Source organism: Sphingopyxis jiangsuensis (genome assembly GCF_016734905.1).
GTDB classification, from domain to species: Bacteria; Pseudomonadota; Alphaproteobacteria; order Sphingomonadales; family Sphingomonadaceae; genus Sphingopyxis; species Sphingopyxis jiangsuensis.
Window position 1 is genome coordinate 80,998 of the sequence record NZ_JAERPO010000001.1, and the last position, 14,389, is coordinate 95,386.

At 65.4% G+C, this 14,389-nt stretch carries 13 protein-coding genes; 9 read left to right on the top strand and 4 right to left on the bottom strand.

Translation table 11 applies throughout. From position 1 onward, the window contains the following. Positions 1-12 precede the first annotated feature (12 nt). Together JI743_RS00365 and ndk are read left to right on the top strand one after the other, a co-directional pair. A complete protein-coding gene (locus JI743_RS00365) occupies positions 13-462 on the top strand; it encodes a DNA polymerase III subunit chi (protein ID WP_201924843.1) in 450 nt (149 codons plus the stop codon). An 84-nt stretch (positions 463-546) separates the two neighbouring features. Further along, complete coding sequence (ndk, locus tag JI743_RS00370) at positions 547-969, top strand: nucleoside-diphosphate kinase (protein ID WP_201924844.1); 423 nt, start codon at positions 547-549, stop codon at positions 967-969. A 58-nt stretch (positions 970-1,027) separates the two neighbouring features. On the opposite strand, the gene JI743_RS00375 is transcribed toward ndk, so the two are convergent. The 3 genes from JI743_RS00375 to purM form a co-directional block, all read right to left on the bottom strand. After that, on the bottom strand, positions 1,028-1,444 hold the full coding sequence (locus JI743_RS00375; protein WP_201924845.1) for a phage tail protein: 417 nt from the start codon (positions 1,442-1,444) through the stop codon (positions 1,028-1,030). An 86-nt stretch (positions 1,445-1,530) separates the two neighbouring features. After that, positions 1,531-2,481, bottom strand: coding sequence for a phosphoribosylglycinamide formyltransferase (gene purN / locus JI743_RS00380; protein ID WP_201924846.1), 951 nt, complete (start codon positions 2,479-2,481; stop codon positions 1,531-1,533). Continuing rightward, entirely contained in the window at positions 2,474-3,604 is a 1,131-nt protein-coding gene (purM, locus tag JI743_RS00385) for a phosphoribosylformylglycinamidine cyclo-ligase (RefSeq protein WP_201924847.1), read from the bottom strand. The genes purN and purM overlap by 8 nt, the downstream gene beginning before the upstream one ends. Positions 3,605-3,753: 149 nt before the next feature. Here purM and JI743_RS00390 point away from each other — a divergent pair, with 149 nt between their 5' ends. From JI743_RS00390 to JI743_RS00405, 4 genes are read left to right on the top strand one after another with little or no spacing between them, the layout of a single operon-like run. Beyond that, on the top strand, positions 3,754-4,974 hold the full coding sequence (locus JI743_RS00390; RefSeq protein WP_236659644.1) for a heavy-metal-associated domain-containing protein: 1,221 nt from the start codon (positions 3,754-3,756) through the stop codon (positions 4,972-4,974). Beyond that, positions 4,974-5,633 carry an HdaA/DnaA family protein gene (locus JI743_RS00395; RefSeq protein WP_201924849.1) on the top strand — a complete coding sequence of 220 codons (660 nt, stop codon included), beginning with the start codon at positions 4,974-4,976 and terminating at the stop codon, positions 5,631-5,633. The genes JI743_RS00390 and JI743_RS00395 overlap by 1 nt, the downstream gene beginning before the upstream one ends. Beyond that, on the top strand, positions 5,624-7,792 hold the full coding sequence (locus JI743_RS00400; protein WP_236659645.1) for an RNA degradosome polyphosphate kinase: 2,169 nt from the start codon (positions 5,624-5,626) through the stop codon (positions 7,790-7,792). Before JI743_RS00395 ends, JI743_RS00400 begins: the two co-directional genes overlap by 10 nt. Then, positions 7,755-9,281 carry a Ppx/GppA family phosphatase gene (locus JI743_RS00405; RefSeq protein WP_201924850.1) on the top strand — a complete coding sequence of 509 codons (1,527 nt, stop codon included), beginning with the start codon at positions 7,755-7,757 and terminating at the stop codon, positions 9,279-9,281. Before JI743_RS00400 ends, JI743_RS00405 begins: the two co-directional genes overlap by 38 nt. Before the next feature lie 10 nt (positions 9,282-9,291). On the opposite strand, the gene rnd is transcribed toward JI743_RS00405, so the two are convergent. Further along, a complete protein-coding gene (gene rnd, locus JI743_RS00410; protein WP_201924851.1) occupies positions 9,292-10,482 on the bottom strand; it encodes a ribonuclease D in 1,191 nt (396 codons plus the stop codon). 104 nt (positions 10,483-10,586) lie between these two features. Between rnd and JI743_RS00415 the strand changes: the two genes are divergently transcribed. The 3 genes from JI743_RS00415 to aspS all read left to right on the top strand — a co-directional run bounded on the left by JI743_RS00415 (position 10,587) and on the right by aspS (position 14,313). Then, entirely contained in the window at positions 10,587-10,919 is a 333-nt protein-coding gene (locus JI743_RS00415; protein ID WP_201924854.1) for a hypothetical protein, read from the top strand. Next, on the top strand, positions 10,919-12,430 hold the full coding sequence (locus JI743_RS00420; RefSeq protein WP_201924861.1) for an FAD-binding protein: 1,512 nt from the start codon (positions 10,919-10,921) through the stop codon (positions 12,428-12,430). The genes JI743_RS00415 and JI743_RS00420 overlap by 1 nt, the downstream gene beginning before the upstream one ends. A 101-nt stretch (positions 12,431-12,531) precedes the next feature. Then, positions 12,532-14,313: an aspartate--tRNA ligase gene (gene aspS, locus JI743_RS00425; RefSeq protein WP_201924863.1), complete on the top strand. Its 1,782-nt coding sequence runs from the start codon at positions 12,532-12,534 to the stop codon at positions 14,311-14,313. Positions 14,314-14,389 lie beyond the last annotated feature (76 nt).

Sequence of the window (14,389 nt, forward strand, 5' to 3'; positions counted from 1 at the left end):
TGTAAACCGACCATGCCGCGCGTCGATTTCTACCGCCTGACCCGCGATCCGGTCGAGCATGTGCTCCCCGCGATCGCGGCGCGCGTTCTCGCGGGCGGCGAGCGGTTGCTCGTCGTGGCCGCCTCGGCGATGCAGCGGCAGGCGATCGACACGGCGCTGTGGACACAGCAGCCCGCAAGCTTCCTGCCGCACGGTGCGGCGGGGACGCCCGACGAGGCGATCGAACCGATCCTGATCGCGGGAACGCTCGATGCGTCCGCTGTGAACGGCGCAACACATTTGGCGCTCGCCGACGGCGAATGGCGCGACGAAGCGCTGGGCTTTGCGCGTACGTTCCTGCTGTTCGACAACAGCCGCATCGACGACGCGCGCGCGACATGGCGTAAACTCGGTGCGACCGAGGGCACCGAAATCCATTTCTGGAAACAGGACGAGCGCGGGCGCTGGGCCGAGGGCCCTTAGGCGTCCTCATCTTTCCTTGCGGCGCAGCAAAAGCGCGGCTAGAGGCGCGCGCATTACAGAATATATCAACGCAGGAGCTTTCCCATGGCGGTCACCCGCACCTTTTCGATTATCAAGCCCGACGCGACCCGCCGCAACCTGACCGGCGCGGTCACCAAGATGCTGGAAGACGCCGGCCTGCGCGTCGTCGCGTCGAAGCGCATCCATATGACCAAGGAGCAGGCCGAAGGCTTTTACGCGGTCCACAAGGAGCGCCCCTTCTTCGGCGAACTGTGTGAATTCATGACCTCGGGTCCGGTCGTTGTGCAGGTGCTCGAAGGCGAAGATGCGGTGAAGCGCAACCGTGACATCATGGGCGCGACGAACCCTGCCGACGCTGCCGAAGGCACGATCCGCAAGACTTTTGCCGAAGGCATCGAGGCAAACTCGGTCCATGGTTCGGACAGCGACGAAAATGCGGCGATCGAGATCGCCTATTTCTTCAAGCCCGAAGAAATCGTCGGATAATATTTGCCGAACCGGAAATGAAAGAGGCCGCCGGGACGTCCCGGCGGCCTTTTACTGTTCAGCTGCGCGGCGGGAAAATTCCCACAAGGGCCACGCAGTATCGCATCGCCAATGTCGGGGTCGTTCGAACGCTGGGCGCATCGGGACCGGGGCTGGCGGCTGGCAGATTCCCGCTTTTGACACCGGGCCGCGGATAGGCTCCGACAAAATGGACGGGCGCCCGGCCACGCAAATCGGGGAGTGCGAAGGTCGTGCGGCCATCGCCACCGTAGGTCGTGCCGAGAAGAGCGAATAGCGCCTGATATTGGCCGATCTGCAACAGCTGGCCGTTGGCTTCGGCCCAGTTTCGCGGGCAATAGCTGTTCGCGGTCAGCATGACCTCGCCGATAAACGGGTCGGTCCCTGCATAGGCCGGCGCGGTCGCGGTCAATGTCGCGGCCGCCGACAGACCCATCAGAATCTTCCTGAAAATCATGTTCCTCTCCCCCTGTTGAACCGCCCATCGTAGGGGGAAGGCGACGCATGTCTAGGCTGGCGTGCGCCCGAGCGTCGCGACACCGATCAGAATTCCTCTGCGATTCCAATCAATCCGGTCAGCTTCTTTGGCGCAATCGCGAGCCAGCTCTTGCGCAGCCATTCGCCAACCGCGTCCCAGTCGGTGTCGCCGAGGTCGAGACGGATGCCGATCCACGTGTCGCCGAAATAGGCGGGGCGGTAATAGCGGTCCTCGTCGAGTTCGATAAGCTGCGCCTGCTCGTCGGCGCCGCTGATCTTGACGAGCAGCGCGATCTTGCCGTCGCCGTGATGATCCTCGGTGAAATAGGCGAATTTCTTGCCCTTCACGATGCCGAAGCAGGGCATTCCATGCGAGACGACCTCGTCGGTTTCGGGCAGCGCGAGCGCGAGTTCGCGGACGCGGGCGCGCAGATAATCGGGCGAGCGTTCGCGCGCGACATAGGCCGCGAGCGTGGCGGGATAAAGCTGATGCTCGGCAAATCGGACGCGCGCGGCGAGCGTTTCGGGCGTGTCGCCGGGAACGATCGCGACCGGCGTTAGCGCGAGCACGGGGCCGTCGTCGAGCGCGGGGGTGACGATATGGACGCTGCACCCGCCGTGGCTGTCACCGTTTTCGATCGCCTGCGCGTGGGTGTTCAGCCCCTTGTATCTGGGAAGCAGGCTCGGGTGGATGTTGAGCATCCGTCCCTCCCAGCGCGCGACGAAATCGTCCGACAGGATACGCATATAGCCCGCGAGCGCGACATATTCGGCGCCTGCGGCGCGGAGCTGTTCGTCGACCAGCGTGTCGAAGACGGCGCGGTCCAACCCCTTGTGCGACTGCGCCCAGGTCGCGATACCCTCGGCCTCCGCAATCGCAAGGCCCGGCGCGGCGGGGTCGTTGCTCGCGACGAGGACCAGCTCATAAGGGCATGTTTCTGCCTTCGCGGCGTAAAGGAGCGCCGCCATATTGGTGCCGGCGCCGGAGATCAGGACGGCGACGCGCGCCTTAGCCATTATGCGTCGCGCTCCACCCCGCGCGCGCGCTCCAGCTTTCGGCGCTGCCCTTTACCGTGCAGCCCTTTTCGCCCGCGGCGATATGGCCGATGCGGTGGACGGTCTCGCCAGCGGCTTCGAGCGCCGCCGTCACGTCGTCAACGTCCGTCCCGGCGACGACCACCGCCATGCCGATGCCGCAGTTGAAGGTGCGCGCCATCTCTTCGGGCTCGATATTGCCCTGCGCCTGCAGGAAGGCCATCAGCCGCGGCTGCTCCCACGCGTCGGCGTCGATGTGGGCGTGGAGCGTTTTGGGCAGTACGCGCGGGATATTTTCGAGGAGGCCGCCGCCGGTGATATGCGCGAGCGCGTGGATCTTTCCCGTTTTCACGAGCGGGAGCAGGCTTTTCACATAGATGCGCGTCGGTGCCATCAGCGCGTCGATCAGCAGGGTGGTCTGGTCGAACAGCGCCGGACGGTCGAGCTTCCACCCCTTGTCGGCGGCAAGCCGCCGGACGAGCGAGAAGCCGTTCGAATGGACGCCCGACGAAGCAAGGCCGAGGATGACGTCGCCCGCGGCGACCTTGTCGGCGGTGAGTACCTGGTCGCGCTCGACCGCGCCGACGCAGAAGCCCGCGAGGTCATAGTCGCCCTCGGCATACATGCCCGGCATTTCGGCGGTTTCGCCGCCGATCAGCGCGCAGCCCGCCTGCTTGCATCCCTCGGCGATACTCGCGACGACGGCAGTCGCTTGCCTATTGTCGAGCTTTCCGGTCGCATAATAATCGAGGAAGAAGAGCGGCTCGGCGCCCTGCACGATCAGGTCGTTCGCGCACATCGCGACCAGGTCGACACCGACGCCGTCATGCTTGCCCGATTCGATTGCGAGCTTGAGCTTGGTTCCGACGCCGTCGTTTGCGGCGACGAGCAGCGGGTCGTTGAAACCCGCCGCCTTCAGGTCGAAAAAGCCGCCGAATCCGCCAAGGTCGGCGTCGGCGCCGGACCGCCGTGTCGCGCGGGCGAGCGGGGCGATGGCACGGACCAGCGCATTGCCGGCGTCGATCGATACGCCGGCCCCGGCATAGGTGTAGGAGGCAGGTTGGTCCGCCGTTTGTCCGTCTGACGTGTTGTGCTTGGAATCCATGGCTCGCGCGACTAACGACTCCCGGCGACAAATGCCATGATTTCCTTGCCCGCGCACTTGCCTTTCGGGCGGGTTCGGGGGCAAAGCAAAGAGAAGATATGAATTCGGCCGTCTTTCCCCGCTCTGCCAGCCCGATATTCCGCGAGGCGATGGCCCGTCATGGCGCGCGCTGGACCGCGCTGGCTGCGCTGCTTTTCGCCATTCTGCTCGTCGGTGTCGTCGAAGGACAGATCGCCCGCGGCGACCGCGGGATCACCCCGATCAACAGCAGCGGCGATTATCTGGCGAGCGGGATCAGGATCGACGTCACCGGCGACAATGCCGACGACGCGCGCGAAAAGGGCTGGCGCGAGGCGCAGCGCAAGGGGTGGGCGCAGCTCTATCGCCGCGTTCACGGCTCCGACGGTCCGGCGCTGTCCGATTCGGTGCTCGACGGGATCGTCACCGCAATCGTTACCGAGCATGAGCAGATCGGGCCGCGACGCTATGTCGCGACGCTCGGCGTCCAGTTCGACCGCGTGCGCGCCGGACAGATTTTGGGGGTCAGCGGGCGCACGCTGCGTTCGCCGCCGCTGCTCGTCATCCCCGTCTATTCGATCGACGGCATTCCGCAGGTGTTCGAACAGCGCAGCGAATGGCAGCGCGCCTGGGCCGAATATAATACGGGGCAAAGCGCGATCGATTATGTTCGCACAGCGGGAACGGGCGCCGACACATTGCTCCTCAACGCCGGGCAGACCGGTCGGCGCGGGCGCGTGTGGTGGCGCGTGATCCTCGATCAATATGGCGCCGCCGACGTGCTGATGCCCGTCGCGCGCATCGAATATGCCTATCCGGGCGGACCGATCACCGGCCGCTTCAGCGCGCGATTCGGGCCCGACAACAAGCTGATTTCGAGCTTCACGATGACCGGCCCGAGCCCCGCCGCGCTGCCCGACATGATGGAAAAGGCCGTCGCGCGGATGGACGCCATCTATACCGACGCGCTGACCGCGGGCATCCTCAAGACCGACGCCTATCTGGTGCTCGAAAAGCCCGTCGAGGTTGAGGATCTGCCCGAGGAGGTGAACGGCGATGGCGACGAATTGCCCGTCGAGACCGACGCGAGCGTTCCCGTCGCGCCGGCCAACGGCGTGCAGAGCTTCACCGTCCAATATAGCTCGCCCGACGTCGAGTCGGTGACCGCGACGGAGCGGGCCGTCGCGGGTGTCGCGGGCGTGCAGTCGGCGTCGACGACGAGCCTTGCGCTCGGCGGGACGTCGGTGATGCGCGTCACCTTCCGCGGCGACATCAACGCGTTGCGCGCCGCGCTCGCGGCGCGGGGCTTCACCGTGCAGGAAGGCGGCGGGCAACTGCGGATCAGCCGCTGATGGCGCGCGCGCCGACCAGCCAGATCGCCTTGCCGCTCGATTGGAGCGCAGGCGGTTCGAACGACGCGCCGCTTGTCGTCGGGACGAGCAACGCCGACGCCGTGCGATATTTGCGCCACGTGTCGACCTGGCCGGTGCGGACCGCAGTGCTAACGGGGCCGCGCGGGTCGGGGCGCAGCCTGATCGGTCGCCTGTTCGCGCGCGACACCGGCGGACGCGTCATCGACGGGCACGACAGCGTCAGCGAAGAGGAAATGTTCCATGCCTGGAACAGCGCGCAGGCGTCGGGCTCACCGCTGCTGATCATCGCCGATGCGCCGCCGTCCGAATGGCATGTCGAGCTGCCCGATCTCGCGTCGCGGCTGCGCGCGGTGCCGGTGTTGGCGATAGCCGAACCCGACGATTGCCTAGCACGCGACCTCATCGAGGCGCTGTTCGCGCAGCGCGGGATGGCGCTGGCGCCCGAGGTTGCAGCCTATATAGTGCCGCGCATGGAACGCAGCTATTCCATGATCCACCGGATCGTCGCGGCGCTCGACGCGGCATCGCTCGAGCAGGGGCGCCGCGTGGGCATTCGACTTACGCGTGAAACATTATTGTCACAGGGGCTGATCGATCCCGATCTCCTCGAAAGGCAGGATGTGCCCCCATGTCGTTGACCCGCCCCTCGATACTCGCCGATTTCGACGCCGACACCGCGGCGCCGTCCTTCGGTCCCGACCGCTTTTTCAACCGCGAGCTGAGCTGGCTGGCGTTCAACCGGCGGGTGATGGAGGAAGCGCGAAACCCGGCGCATCCGTTGCTCGAACGGTTGCGGTTCCTGTCGATTTCGGGAAGCAATCTCGACGAATTCTTCATGGTGCGCGTCGCGGGGCTCAAGGGGCAGCAGCTCCAGGGAATCGACGATCCGTCCGCCGACGGGCGCTCGCCGGGGCAACAGCTTGCCGAAATCGAGGCCGAGGTGAACCGGCTCGTCGACCAGCAGCAGAGCGAATGGCAACGGCTGCACAAACAGCTCGCCGAGCAGGGCATCGTCGTCCACGGCGCAGGTTCGGACGCGGCCAGGTTGCGCGCCGCGCTGAGCCAATATTTCAACGAACAGATTTTCCCGATCCTGACGCCGCAGGTGCTCGACCCCGCGCACCCGTTCCCCTTCATCCCCAACCGCGGGCTCGGGGTGATTTTCGACCTCCAGCGCAAGTCGAACGGCGAGACGGTGCGCGAGCTGGTGATGATTCCGGCGTCGCTGCCGCGCTTCGTTCCGGTTCCGGGCGAAGCGACGGCGTTTGTCCCCATCGAATATCTGATCGAGATTTTCGGCGATCAGTTGTTTCCGGGATTTGTGAGCCGCTCGCTCGGCGTATTCCGCATCATCCGCGACAGCGATATCGAGCTGGAGGAAGAGGCCGAGGATCTGGTGCGATTGTTCCGTACCGCGATCCGCCGCCGCCGCCGCGGGCGCGTTATCCTGCTCGAGCTCGAGGCCGATATGTCGGCCGAAATCGCCGAAGTGCTGAATGCCGATATTCAGGGCCATGAAGCGATCGTCGCCAAGATCGGCGGGTTCGTGGGGCTTGCCGCGCTGTCCTCGCTCGTTGACGTCGACCGGCCCGACCTGAAATTCCCTGCCTATTCGCCGCGCTTTCCCGAGCGCATCCGCGAGCATGGCGGCGACTGTTTCGCGGCGATCCGCAGCAAGGACATCCTTGTCCACCATCCTTATGAGAGCTTCGACGTCGTCCTCTCCTTCCTGCGCCAAGCGGCGGCGGACCCCGATGTCGTGGCGATCAAGCAGACGCTCTATCGCGCGGGCAACCAGTCGCCGGTCATTCGCGCGCTGATCGAGGCAGCCGAGGCGGGCAAGTCGGTGACCGCGGTCGTCGAGCTGAAGGCGCGTTTTGACGAAGAACAGAATCTCCTGTGGGCAAACCAGCTCGAACGCGCGGGCGTGCAGGTCGTTTACGGCTTTATCGAGTGGAAGACGCACGCAAAGATTTCGATGGTCGTGCGTCGCGAAGGGCAGGGGTATCGCACCTATTGTCACTTCGGCACGGGCAATTACCACCCGGTCACCGCGCGCATTTACACCGACCTCAGCTTTTTCACCGCCGACCCGCGCGCAGGGCGCGATGCGGCGCAATTGTTCAACTATATCACCGGCTATGTCGAGCCCGAGCGGCTGGAGCTTATCACCATGTCGCCGCTCAATATGCGGCATCATCTGTCCGAGCTGATCGACGCCGAAATCGCTGCCGCCAGGGCGGGCAAGCCGTCGGGGGTGTGGGCGAAGATGAACAGCCTCGTCGACCCCGACATCATCGACAAATTATACGAGGCGAGCCGTGTCGGCGTGCCGATCGAATTGATCGTGCGCGGCATCTGTTGCCTGCGCCCCGGAGTTCCCGGCCTGTCGGAGACGATCCGCGTAAAGTCGGTCGTCGGCCGCTTTCTGGAGCACAGCCGCGTGTGGGTTTTCGCCAATGGCGCGCCGCTGCCGCATCAGCGCGCCAAAGTCTATATTTCGAGCGCCGACTGGATGCCGCGCAATTTCGACCGCCGCGTCGAATATATGATCCCGATCGAGAATCCGACGGTGCACGACCAGATTCTCGACCAGGTGCTCGTCGCCAATCTGATCGACAATGAACAAAGCTGGGTGCTGCAGCCCGATGGCACTTTCGTGCGGCTGACGCCGGGCGACAAGCCGTTCAACCTGCACCATTATTTCATGAACAACCCATCGCTGTCGGGCCGCGGAACGGCGCTGCACAAGCGGCAGGATGTTCCGACGCTTGCCTTTACCAATCGCGAGGGGTGATTTTTTGCCAGGGGGGCGTTCATCACGGCAGGCGGTGCGCCGATCGGCGGTCATCGACATCGGTTCGAACTCGGTTCGCCTTGTCGTCTATGAAGGGCCCGCGCGCGCGCCCGCGGTGATCTTCAACGAAAAGGTCGCGGCAGGGCTTGGCCGCGGGCTGTCGATCGACGGCCGCATCGCCGATGCCGATGCCGAGCGCGGACTGGTCGCGCTGCGCCGATATGCGCTGCTCGCGCGCAACATGGAGGTCACCGATCTGCAATGCGTCGCGACCGCAGCGGTGCGCGACGCGACCAACGGTCCCGATTTCGTGGCGGGCGCCGCGGCGGCGGGCCTCGCCATCCGCCTGCTGTCGGGTGCAGAAGAGGCCGAGGCAGCGGGCTGCGGCGTGCTGTCGGCGATTCCCGACGCGCACGGTATTGCGGTCGACCTTGGTGGCGGAAGCCTCGAACTCGCCGAAGTGTCGAACGGCAAGGTGGGCCGCTGCGCATCGTTTCCGCTTGGCGTCCTTCGCTTGCCGCCGCTCCGCAAGAACGGACAGCCCGAATTCGAACGCGCGGTGCGCAAGATGCTGAAAGCCGAGGGTTGGCCGGGCGGCCTGACCGGCGTTCCGCTGTATCTCGTCGGCGGATCATGGCGCGCGCTCGCACGCCTCGACCTCGAACTGACGCGCGACCCGCTTCCCGTGCTCGACCAGCATCGCTTGCCGCGCGGGGCGCTGCGCCGGCTCGTGCGCGCGACCAAGCGGCTGAGCTATGAGGAATTGAAAGCGATTCCGGGCATGGCGTCGAACCGCGCCGCGACCTTGCCCGACGCGGCGGCGCTGCTCGCCGCGCTCGCCAACATCATCGACGTGCCCGAAATGACGGTGTCGTCGTCGGGGCTGCGCGAGGGGCTGCTTTACCAGGCGCTCGACGACGACATGCGCGCGCAGGATCCGCTGATCGTGGCCGCCGAGTTCGAGGGGAAACGGCTCGCGCGCTTTGCTCCGCATGGACGCGCGATCGCAAACTGGATCGCGCCGCTGTTCGCCGACGAGGACGTCGCCGACAGCCGCATCCGGCTCGCGGCGAGCCTGCTGAGCGACGTCGCATGGTCGGCGAACCCCGATTTCCGCGCCGAGCGCGGGACCGAAATCGGTCTGCACGGCAACTGGCGCAGCATCGACATTCCGGGCCGCATATTGCTCGCGCGCGCGCTCCATGCCGGGTTTGGCGGGGCCGATTCCGATTTTCCGATGATGGACAGTCTCGTGAGCGCCGAACGGCTGGCGCGGGCGCGGCAATGGGGGCTCGCGATCCGCCTCGCGCAGCGGCTGACCGGCGGGATCGAGGCGCCGCTCAAGGCCAGCGCGGTCGCGATCGAGGACGGCAATCTGACGCTCCGCCTCAATCCCGGCTGGCACCATCTGGCGGGCGAATCGGTCGAACGGCGCCTGCGTTCGCTAGCGCAGGCGCTCGACATGAAAGGCGAGCTGAAACTGCTCTAGGGTCAGGGCCCTAGGTCGGGTCGGCGGCGACCGAGGGCTCGATCTCGCTCATTACCATCTTGCCATGCTTGACGGCAAAGCCGACGCGCCCTTCGACAAGGTCGAGCGCGGCGTGGCCGAACACGTCATAGCGCCAGCCTTGCATCATCGCGATCCCGTCGCGGCGTCCCGCCGCAAGCGCTTCGAGGTCGTCGCTGCGCGCGATGAGGCGCGCGGCGACATTGAGTTCGCGCGAACGTATCTTGAGGAGCAACTTGAGCAGGTCGGCGACGAGCGCGCCCTCCTTGCCGAGGCCGGGACCGCGTGGCGCGCGGTCGGGCATATCCTCCTTGGAAAGCGGCTGCGCGCCGGTGAGCGCTTCGATCAGCCGCGCGCCGATGTCGTTCGATTTCCAGGTCGCCGACAATCCGCGCACGCGGCCAAGCCCGTCCTGGTCCTTCGGGGGATGCGCAGCGAGGTCGGCGAGCGTTTCGTCCTTGACGATGCGGCCGCGCGGCAGATTCTTGTTGCGCGCCTCGCGCTCGCGCCATGCGGCAAGCGCCTTCAAACGTCCCAGAACGTCGGGCTTGCGCGAGGGTATCTTGATGCGCTGCCACGCCCTGTCGGGATCGAGATTGTAATTGGCGGGATCGGCGAGTTTCTCCATTTCCTCGTCGAGCCAGTGGCCGCGACCCGTCTTGACGAGCTTTTTGAGCATCATCGGGAAAATCTGGGCGAGGTGGGTGACGTCGCCGATCGCATAGTCGATCTGGCGCTTGTCGAGCGGTCGCCGGCTCCAATCGGTAAAACGCGCGCCCTTGTCGAGCGCGATGCCGAGCCACGCCTCGACAAGGTTCGAATAGCCGACCTGCTCAGCCTGGCCGAGCGCCATCTGGCCGATCTGCGTGTCGAAGATGGGGTGGGGCGTCTTGCCGGTCAGATTATAGATGATTTCGACATCCTGACCGCCGGCATGGAAGACCTTCAATACCTCTTCATTGTCGACAAGCAGGTCGAGCAGCGGCTTCAGTTCGATCCCCGGCGCCATCGGGTCAATTGCGGCGGCATGGTCGCTGTTCGCCACCTGGATCAGACACAGCTCGGGCCAGAAGGTGTTTTCGCGCATGAATTCGGTGTCGACGGCGATGAAATCGCTGTCTTTTATCAAAGCTACGAATTGCTGGAGCGCCGCACTGGACTCGATCAACGGATGGACTTGCATAACGCGCCTATACAGCTAGTTGGCGAAGACAGGCACGAAAAAATACCACTCTCTCTTCGGGTCGCGAACCGGATCAACCGGACTGGGTAACATGAGGGGGTAACATGATGATGTGGATGGGCTGGGGGCTGTGCGCCCTGCTGCTGTTCGCGCTGTACGGCCAGTATCTGACCGGACAGGCCGACATTTTCGTCTCGATCGCCAACCCGCGCCCGCTCGACGAGGAACGGATGGTCGTAACCCTGAAGGGCTGGGGTTTCGCAAGCGCGGCGCGGCTGCCCTTCGTCACGCCCGAAGCCGACCACGGGCTCTGCGATCTGCGCGTCTTTGCGACGCGGCGGCAAATGCTCGTCGCCATCGCGACGTTGGGGTATCTTCGGCCTGTGACCGTCGCGTGGCGCGCGCATGCCGGGGTCCAGCCGCTCGGGGTCGCCTGATGCCGATCGTGCAACTGGGGCGCGAAGGGCGCTGGACCAACTATCACGGCACCGGCACCTGCGAGGCGGCGACGCGCTTTGCCTTGCGGAGCGGCGATGCCGAGCGCGGGCGCGACGAACTGGCCGCTGCCGCTCGTGAAGTGCGCGAGTGGCTGGCGGCGGCGCAGGCGGCGGGACGGCATGTCCGGCCATTGGGGGCAGGATGGTCGCCATCGAACATCAATATCGCGTCGCATTGCTGGCTGCTGCACACGCGGCGCTTCAACCGGTGTTTCCGGATTGCCGGGGACGATGTGCGTCCCGGCGTCGATGCCGCGTCGCTGATGCTCGTCGAGGCGGGCGCGCTCGTCGACGAGGTGTCGGACAAGCTGGAGGCGCAGGGGCGGTCCTTGTGGACGAGCGGAGCGGGAAACGGCCAGACCTTTGCCGGAGCCGCCGCCACCGGCACCCATGGTTCGATGGTCGCGCACGGCGGTATCCAGGACCATATCCGCGCGATCCAGATCGTCACACCGGCAGGCGCGCAATGGGTCGAGCCGACAGCGGGCGTGATGAGCGATGAATTCATTGCGGCCACCGGATCGCAAGCGGTCCGCGACGATGCGCTTTTCGCGGCGGCGCAACTGCCGGTCGGCGCGCTCGGGGTCGTCACCGCGCTCGTCGTATCGAGCGTGCCGCGGTTCCTCGTCCGCCCGATCCAGAACTTGCGCCGGGTCGACCGGCGCGCGCTGAACTGGCTTTCCGCGGGAGAGTTTCGCCGCTTTTCGGCGGCCTATGCGCTCGACCGCGACCCCGATTTCGTCCAGATGATCGTCAACCCCTACAAGCCGTTCAAGCGGCCGGCGATGCTGCGCTTCCTCTATCGCGAGCCATGGCGCGACGATTGCCCGCGAGCGACGCCCGGCGAGCTAGGCGCCGGATATGACGCGCTGAGCCTGCTCGGGCGGCTGCTCGACGATTATCCGTGGGCGCGCGGCTGGCTGCTGCAATTCGCAATGAAGCTCGGCTATGCGGGCGGTCCCGATGTTCAAGACCCGCCGGTGTACGGAAGCTGGGGCGAGGGACTCGACACGCATCGCCCGCTCGCCGACCTGTTCAACGCTTCGGTGACGATCGACCGCGCCGATCTTGCCTATGTGTTCGAACAGATTTGCGGCGTGTATGCGCGCCACGGCGGCTCCACCGTTGTTACCTTGCGCTTCATGGAGCGCGCGCAAGGACTGCTCGCCCCTGCGCGTTTTGCGCACAATGCGGTGATAGATTTCGACGGTCCGCGCAGCCAGCGCACCGCTGATGCCTATGCGCGCGTCGTCGAACGGCTCGATGCCGAAGGGATCGCCTTCACGCGCCACTGGGCCAAGAGCTGCAATCTCGACGCCGCGCGGGTCGAGATCGATTATGGCGAGGATTTCCGCCGCTGGTGTGCGGCGCGCGACCGGCTGATCCCCGATCCGGCCCACCGTCGCCTGTTTGCGAGCGACGTGCTCGACGGACTCGGCCTGACTTGCTGAAATGCGCCTCTGCCCTTGACAAATGGCGCGCCGCCCTGCCTTAGGCGCGGCCATAAATCACATATCGCGTGATTTCCCCCAACCACTGAAAGACCATCGAAATGCACGCCTATCGCACCCATCATTGCGGCCAGCTTCGCAGCCAGGATGTCGGACAGACGGTCCGCGTGTCGGGCTGGGTGCATCGCAAGCGCGATCATGGCGGGCTGCTCTTCGTCGACCTGCGCGACCATTATGGGCTGACGCAGATTGTGGCGGACTCGAGCGATGCCGCGTTCGCGACGCTCGACGGCCTGCGCGCCGAGAGCGTGGTGACGATCACCGGCGAGGTCGTCGCGCGTTCGGCCGAGACGGTCAATGCGAACCTTCCGACCGGCGAGATCGAGGTGCGCGCGCGCGAGGTTTCGGTGCAGTCGGCGGCGGCCGAACTGCCGCTGCCGGTCGCGGGCGAACAGGAGTATCCCGAGGATATCCGCCTGAAATACCGCTTCCTCGACCTGCGCCGCGAGCGACTCCACCGCAATATCCTGCTGCGCTCGAACGTCATCGCGTCCTTGCGCCGCCGCATGGTCGAACAGGGCTTCACCGAATATCAAACGCCGATCCTGACCGCCTCGTCGCCCGAGGGCGCGCGCGACTATCTGGTGCCCAGCCGCGTCCATCCCGGCAAATTCTATGCGCTGCCGCAGGCGCCGCAGATGTTCAAGCAGCTGCTGATGGTCGCGGGTTTCGACCGTTATTTCCAGATCGCGCCCTGCTTCCGCGATGAAGACGCGCGCGCCGATCGTTCGCCCGGCGAATTCTATCAGCTCGATTTCGAGATGAGTTTCGTTACGCAGGATGACGTCTTCAACGCCATCGAACCGGTGCTCGCGGGCGTGTTCGAGGAATTTGCGAACGGCAAGTCGGTGACGCCTGCCGGCAGCTTTCCGCGCATTCCGTACCGCGAATCGATGCTGAAATATGGCAACGACAAGCCCGACCTTCGCAACCCGCTGATCATCAGCGACGTGTCGGCGCATTTCGAAGGGTCGGGCTTCGGCCGCTTCGCCGACATCGTCGCGGCAGGCGACGTCGTGCGCGCGGTTCCCGCGCCGGGTACTGCCGAAAAGAGCCGCAAATTCTTCGACGACATGAATAGCTGGGCGCAAGGCGAAGGCTTTGCGGGCCTCGGCTATGCGACGCGCAAGGGCGGCGAGTGGGGCGGCCCGATCGCCAAGAACCACGGCCCGGAGAAGATGGACGCGCTTGCCGCCGAACTCGGTCTCGGCCCCGATGACGGGCTGTTCTTTGCCGCGGGCAAGGAAGCGGTCGCGGCGAAGCTGGCGGGTCTGGCGCGCACGCGCGTTGCCGAACAGCTTGAGCTGATCGACGAAAACAAGTTCGAAATGTGCTGGATCGTCGACTTCCCGATGTTCGAGGCCGACGAGGACACCGGCAAGATCGATTTCAGCCACAACCCCTTCTCGATGCCGCAGGGCGAACTCGAAGCGCTCGAGACGAAGGACCCGCTCGACATCCTCGCGTGGCAATATGACATCGTCTGTAACGGCGTCGAACTGTCGTCGGGCGCGATCCGGAACCATCGCCCCGATATCATGTACAAGGCGTTCGAGATTGCGGGCTATTCGCAGGCCGAGGTCGATGCGAATTTCAGCGGCATGATCAACGCGTTCAAGTTCGGCGCGCCGCCGCACGGCGGATCGGCACCGGGCGTCGATCGCATCGTGATGCTGCTCGCCGACGAGCCCAATATTCGCGAGGTCGTGGTCTTCCCGATGAACCAGAAGGCCGAAGACCTGATGATGGGCGCGCCGGCGCCGGTCAGCGACAAGCAGCTGAAAGAACTCGGCATCCGGATCGTTGACGGCCCCAAGAGCTGATCGCGCGCGCGATTCCGTTCCCAAACGGGACAGCTTCGCCCCCTTTGCCGCTTCGCCTCGCGGGCGCCGCTGTGGT

Excerpts from the sequence above, each read along its gene's own strand:
- JI743_RS00365 (WP_201924843.1), top strand. The coding sequence starts at position 13 with ATGCCGCGCGTCGATTTCTACCGCCTGACCCGCGATCCGGTCGAGCAT.
- ndk (WP_201924844.1), top strand. The coding sequence starts at position 547 with ATGGCGGTCACCCGCACCTTTTCGATTATCAAGCCCGACGCGACCCGC.
- JI743_RS00375 (WP_201924845.1), bottom strand. The coding sequence starts at position 1,444 with ATGATTTTCAGGAAGATTCTGATGGGTCTGTCGGCGGCCGCGACATTG.
- purN (WP_201924846.1), bottom strand. The coding sequence starts at position 2,481 with ATGGCTAAGGCGCGCGTCGCCGTCCTGATCTCCGGCGCCGGCACCAAT.
- purM (WP_201924847.1), bottom strand. The coding sequence starts at position 3,604 with ATGGATTCCAAGCACAACACGTCAGACGGACAAACGGCGGACCAACCT.
- JI743_RS00390 (WP_236659644.1), top strand. The coding sequence starts at position 3,754 with ATGGCCCGTCATGGCGCGCGCTGGACCGCGCTGGCTGCGCTGCTTTTC.
- JI743_RS00395 (WP_201924849.1), top strand. The coding sequence starts at position 4,974 with ATGGCGCGCGCGCCGACCAGCCAGATCGCCTTGCCGCTCGATTGGAGC.
- JI743_RS00400 (WP_236659645.1), top strand. The coding sequence starts at position 5,624 with ATGTCGTTGACCCGCCCCTCGATACTCGCCGATTTCGACGCCGACACC.
- JI743_RS00405 (WP_201924850.1), top strand. The coding sequence starts at position 7,755 with ATGTTCCGACGCTTGCCTTTACCAATCGCGAGGGGTGATTTTTTGCCA.
- rnd (WP_201924851.1), bottom strand. The coding sequence starts at position 10,482 with ATGCAAGTCCATCCGTTGATCGAGTCCAGTGCGGCGCTCCAGCAATTC.
- JI743_RS00415 (WP_201924854.1), top strand. The coding sequence starts at position 10,587 with ATGATGATGTGGATGGGCTGGGGGCTGTGCGCCCTGCTGCTGTTCGCG.
- JI743_RS00420 (WP_201924861.1), top strand. The coding sequence starts at position 10,919 with ATGCCGATCGTGCAACTGGGGCGCGAAGGGCGCTGGACCAACTATCAC.
- aspS (WP_201924863.1), top strand. The coding sequence starts at position 12,532 with ATGCACGCCTATCGCACCCATCATTGCGGCCAGCTTCGCAGCCAGGAT.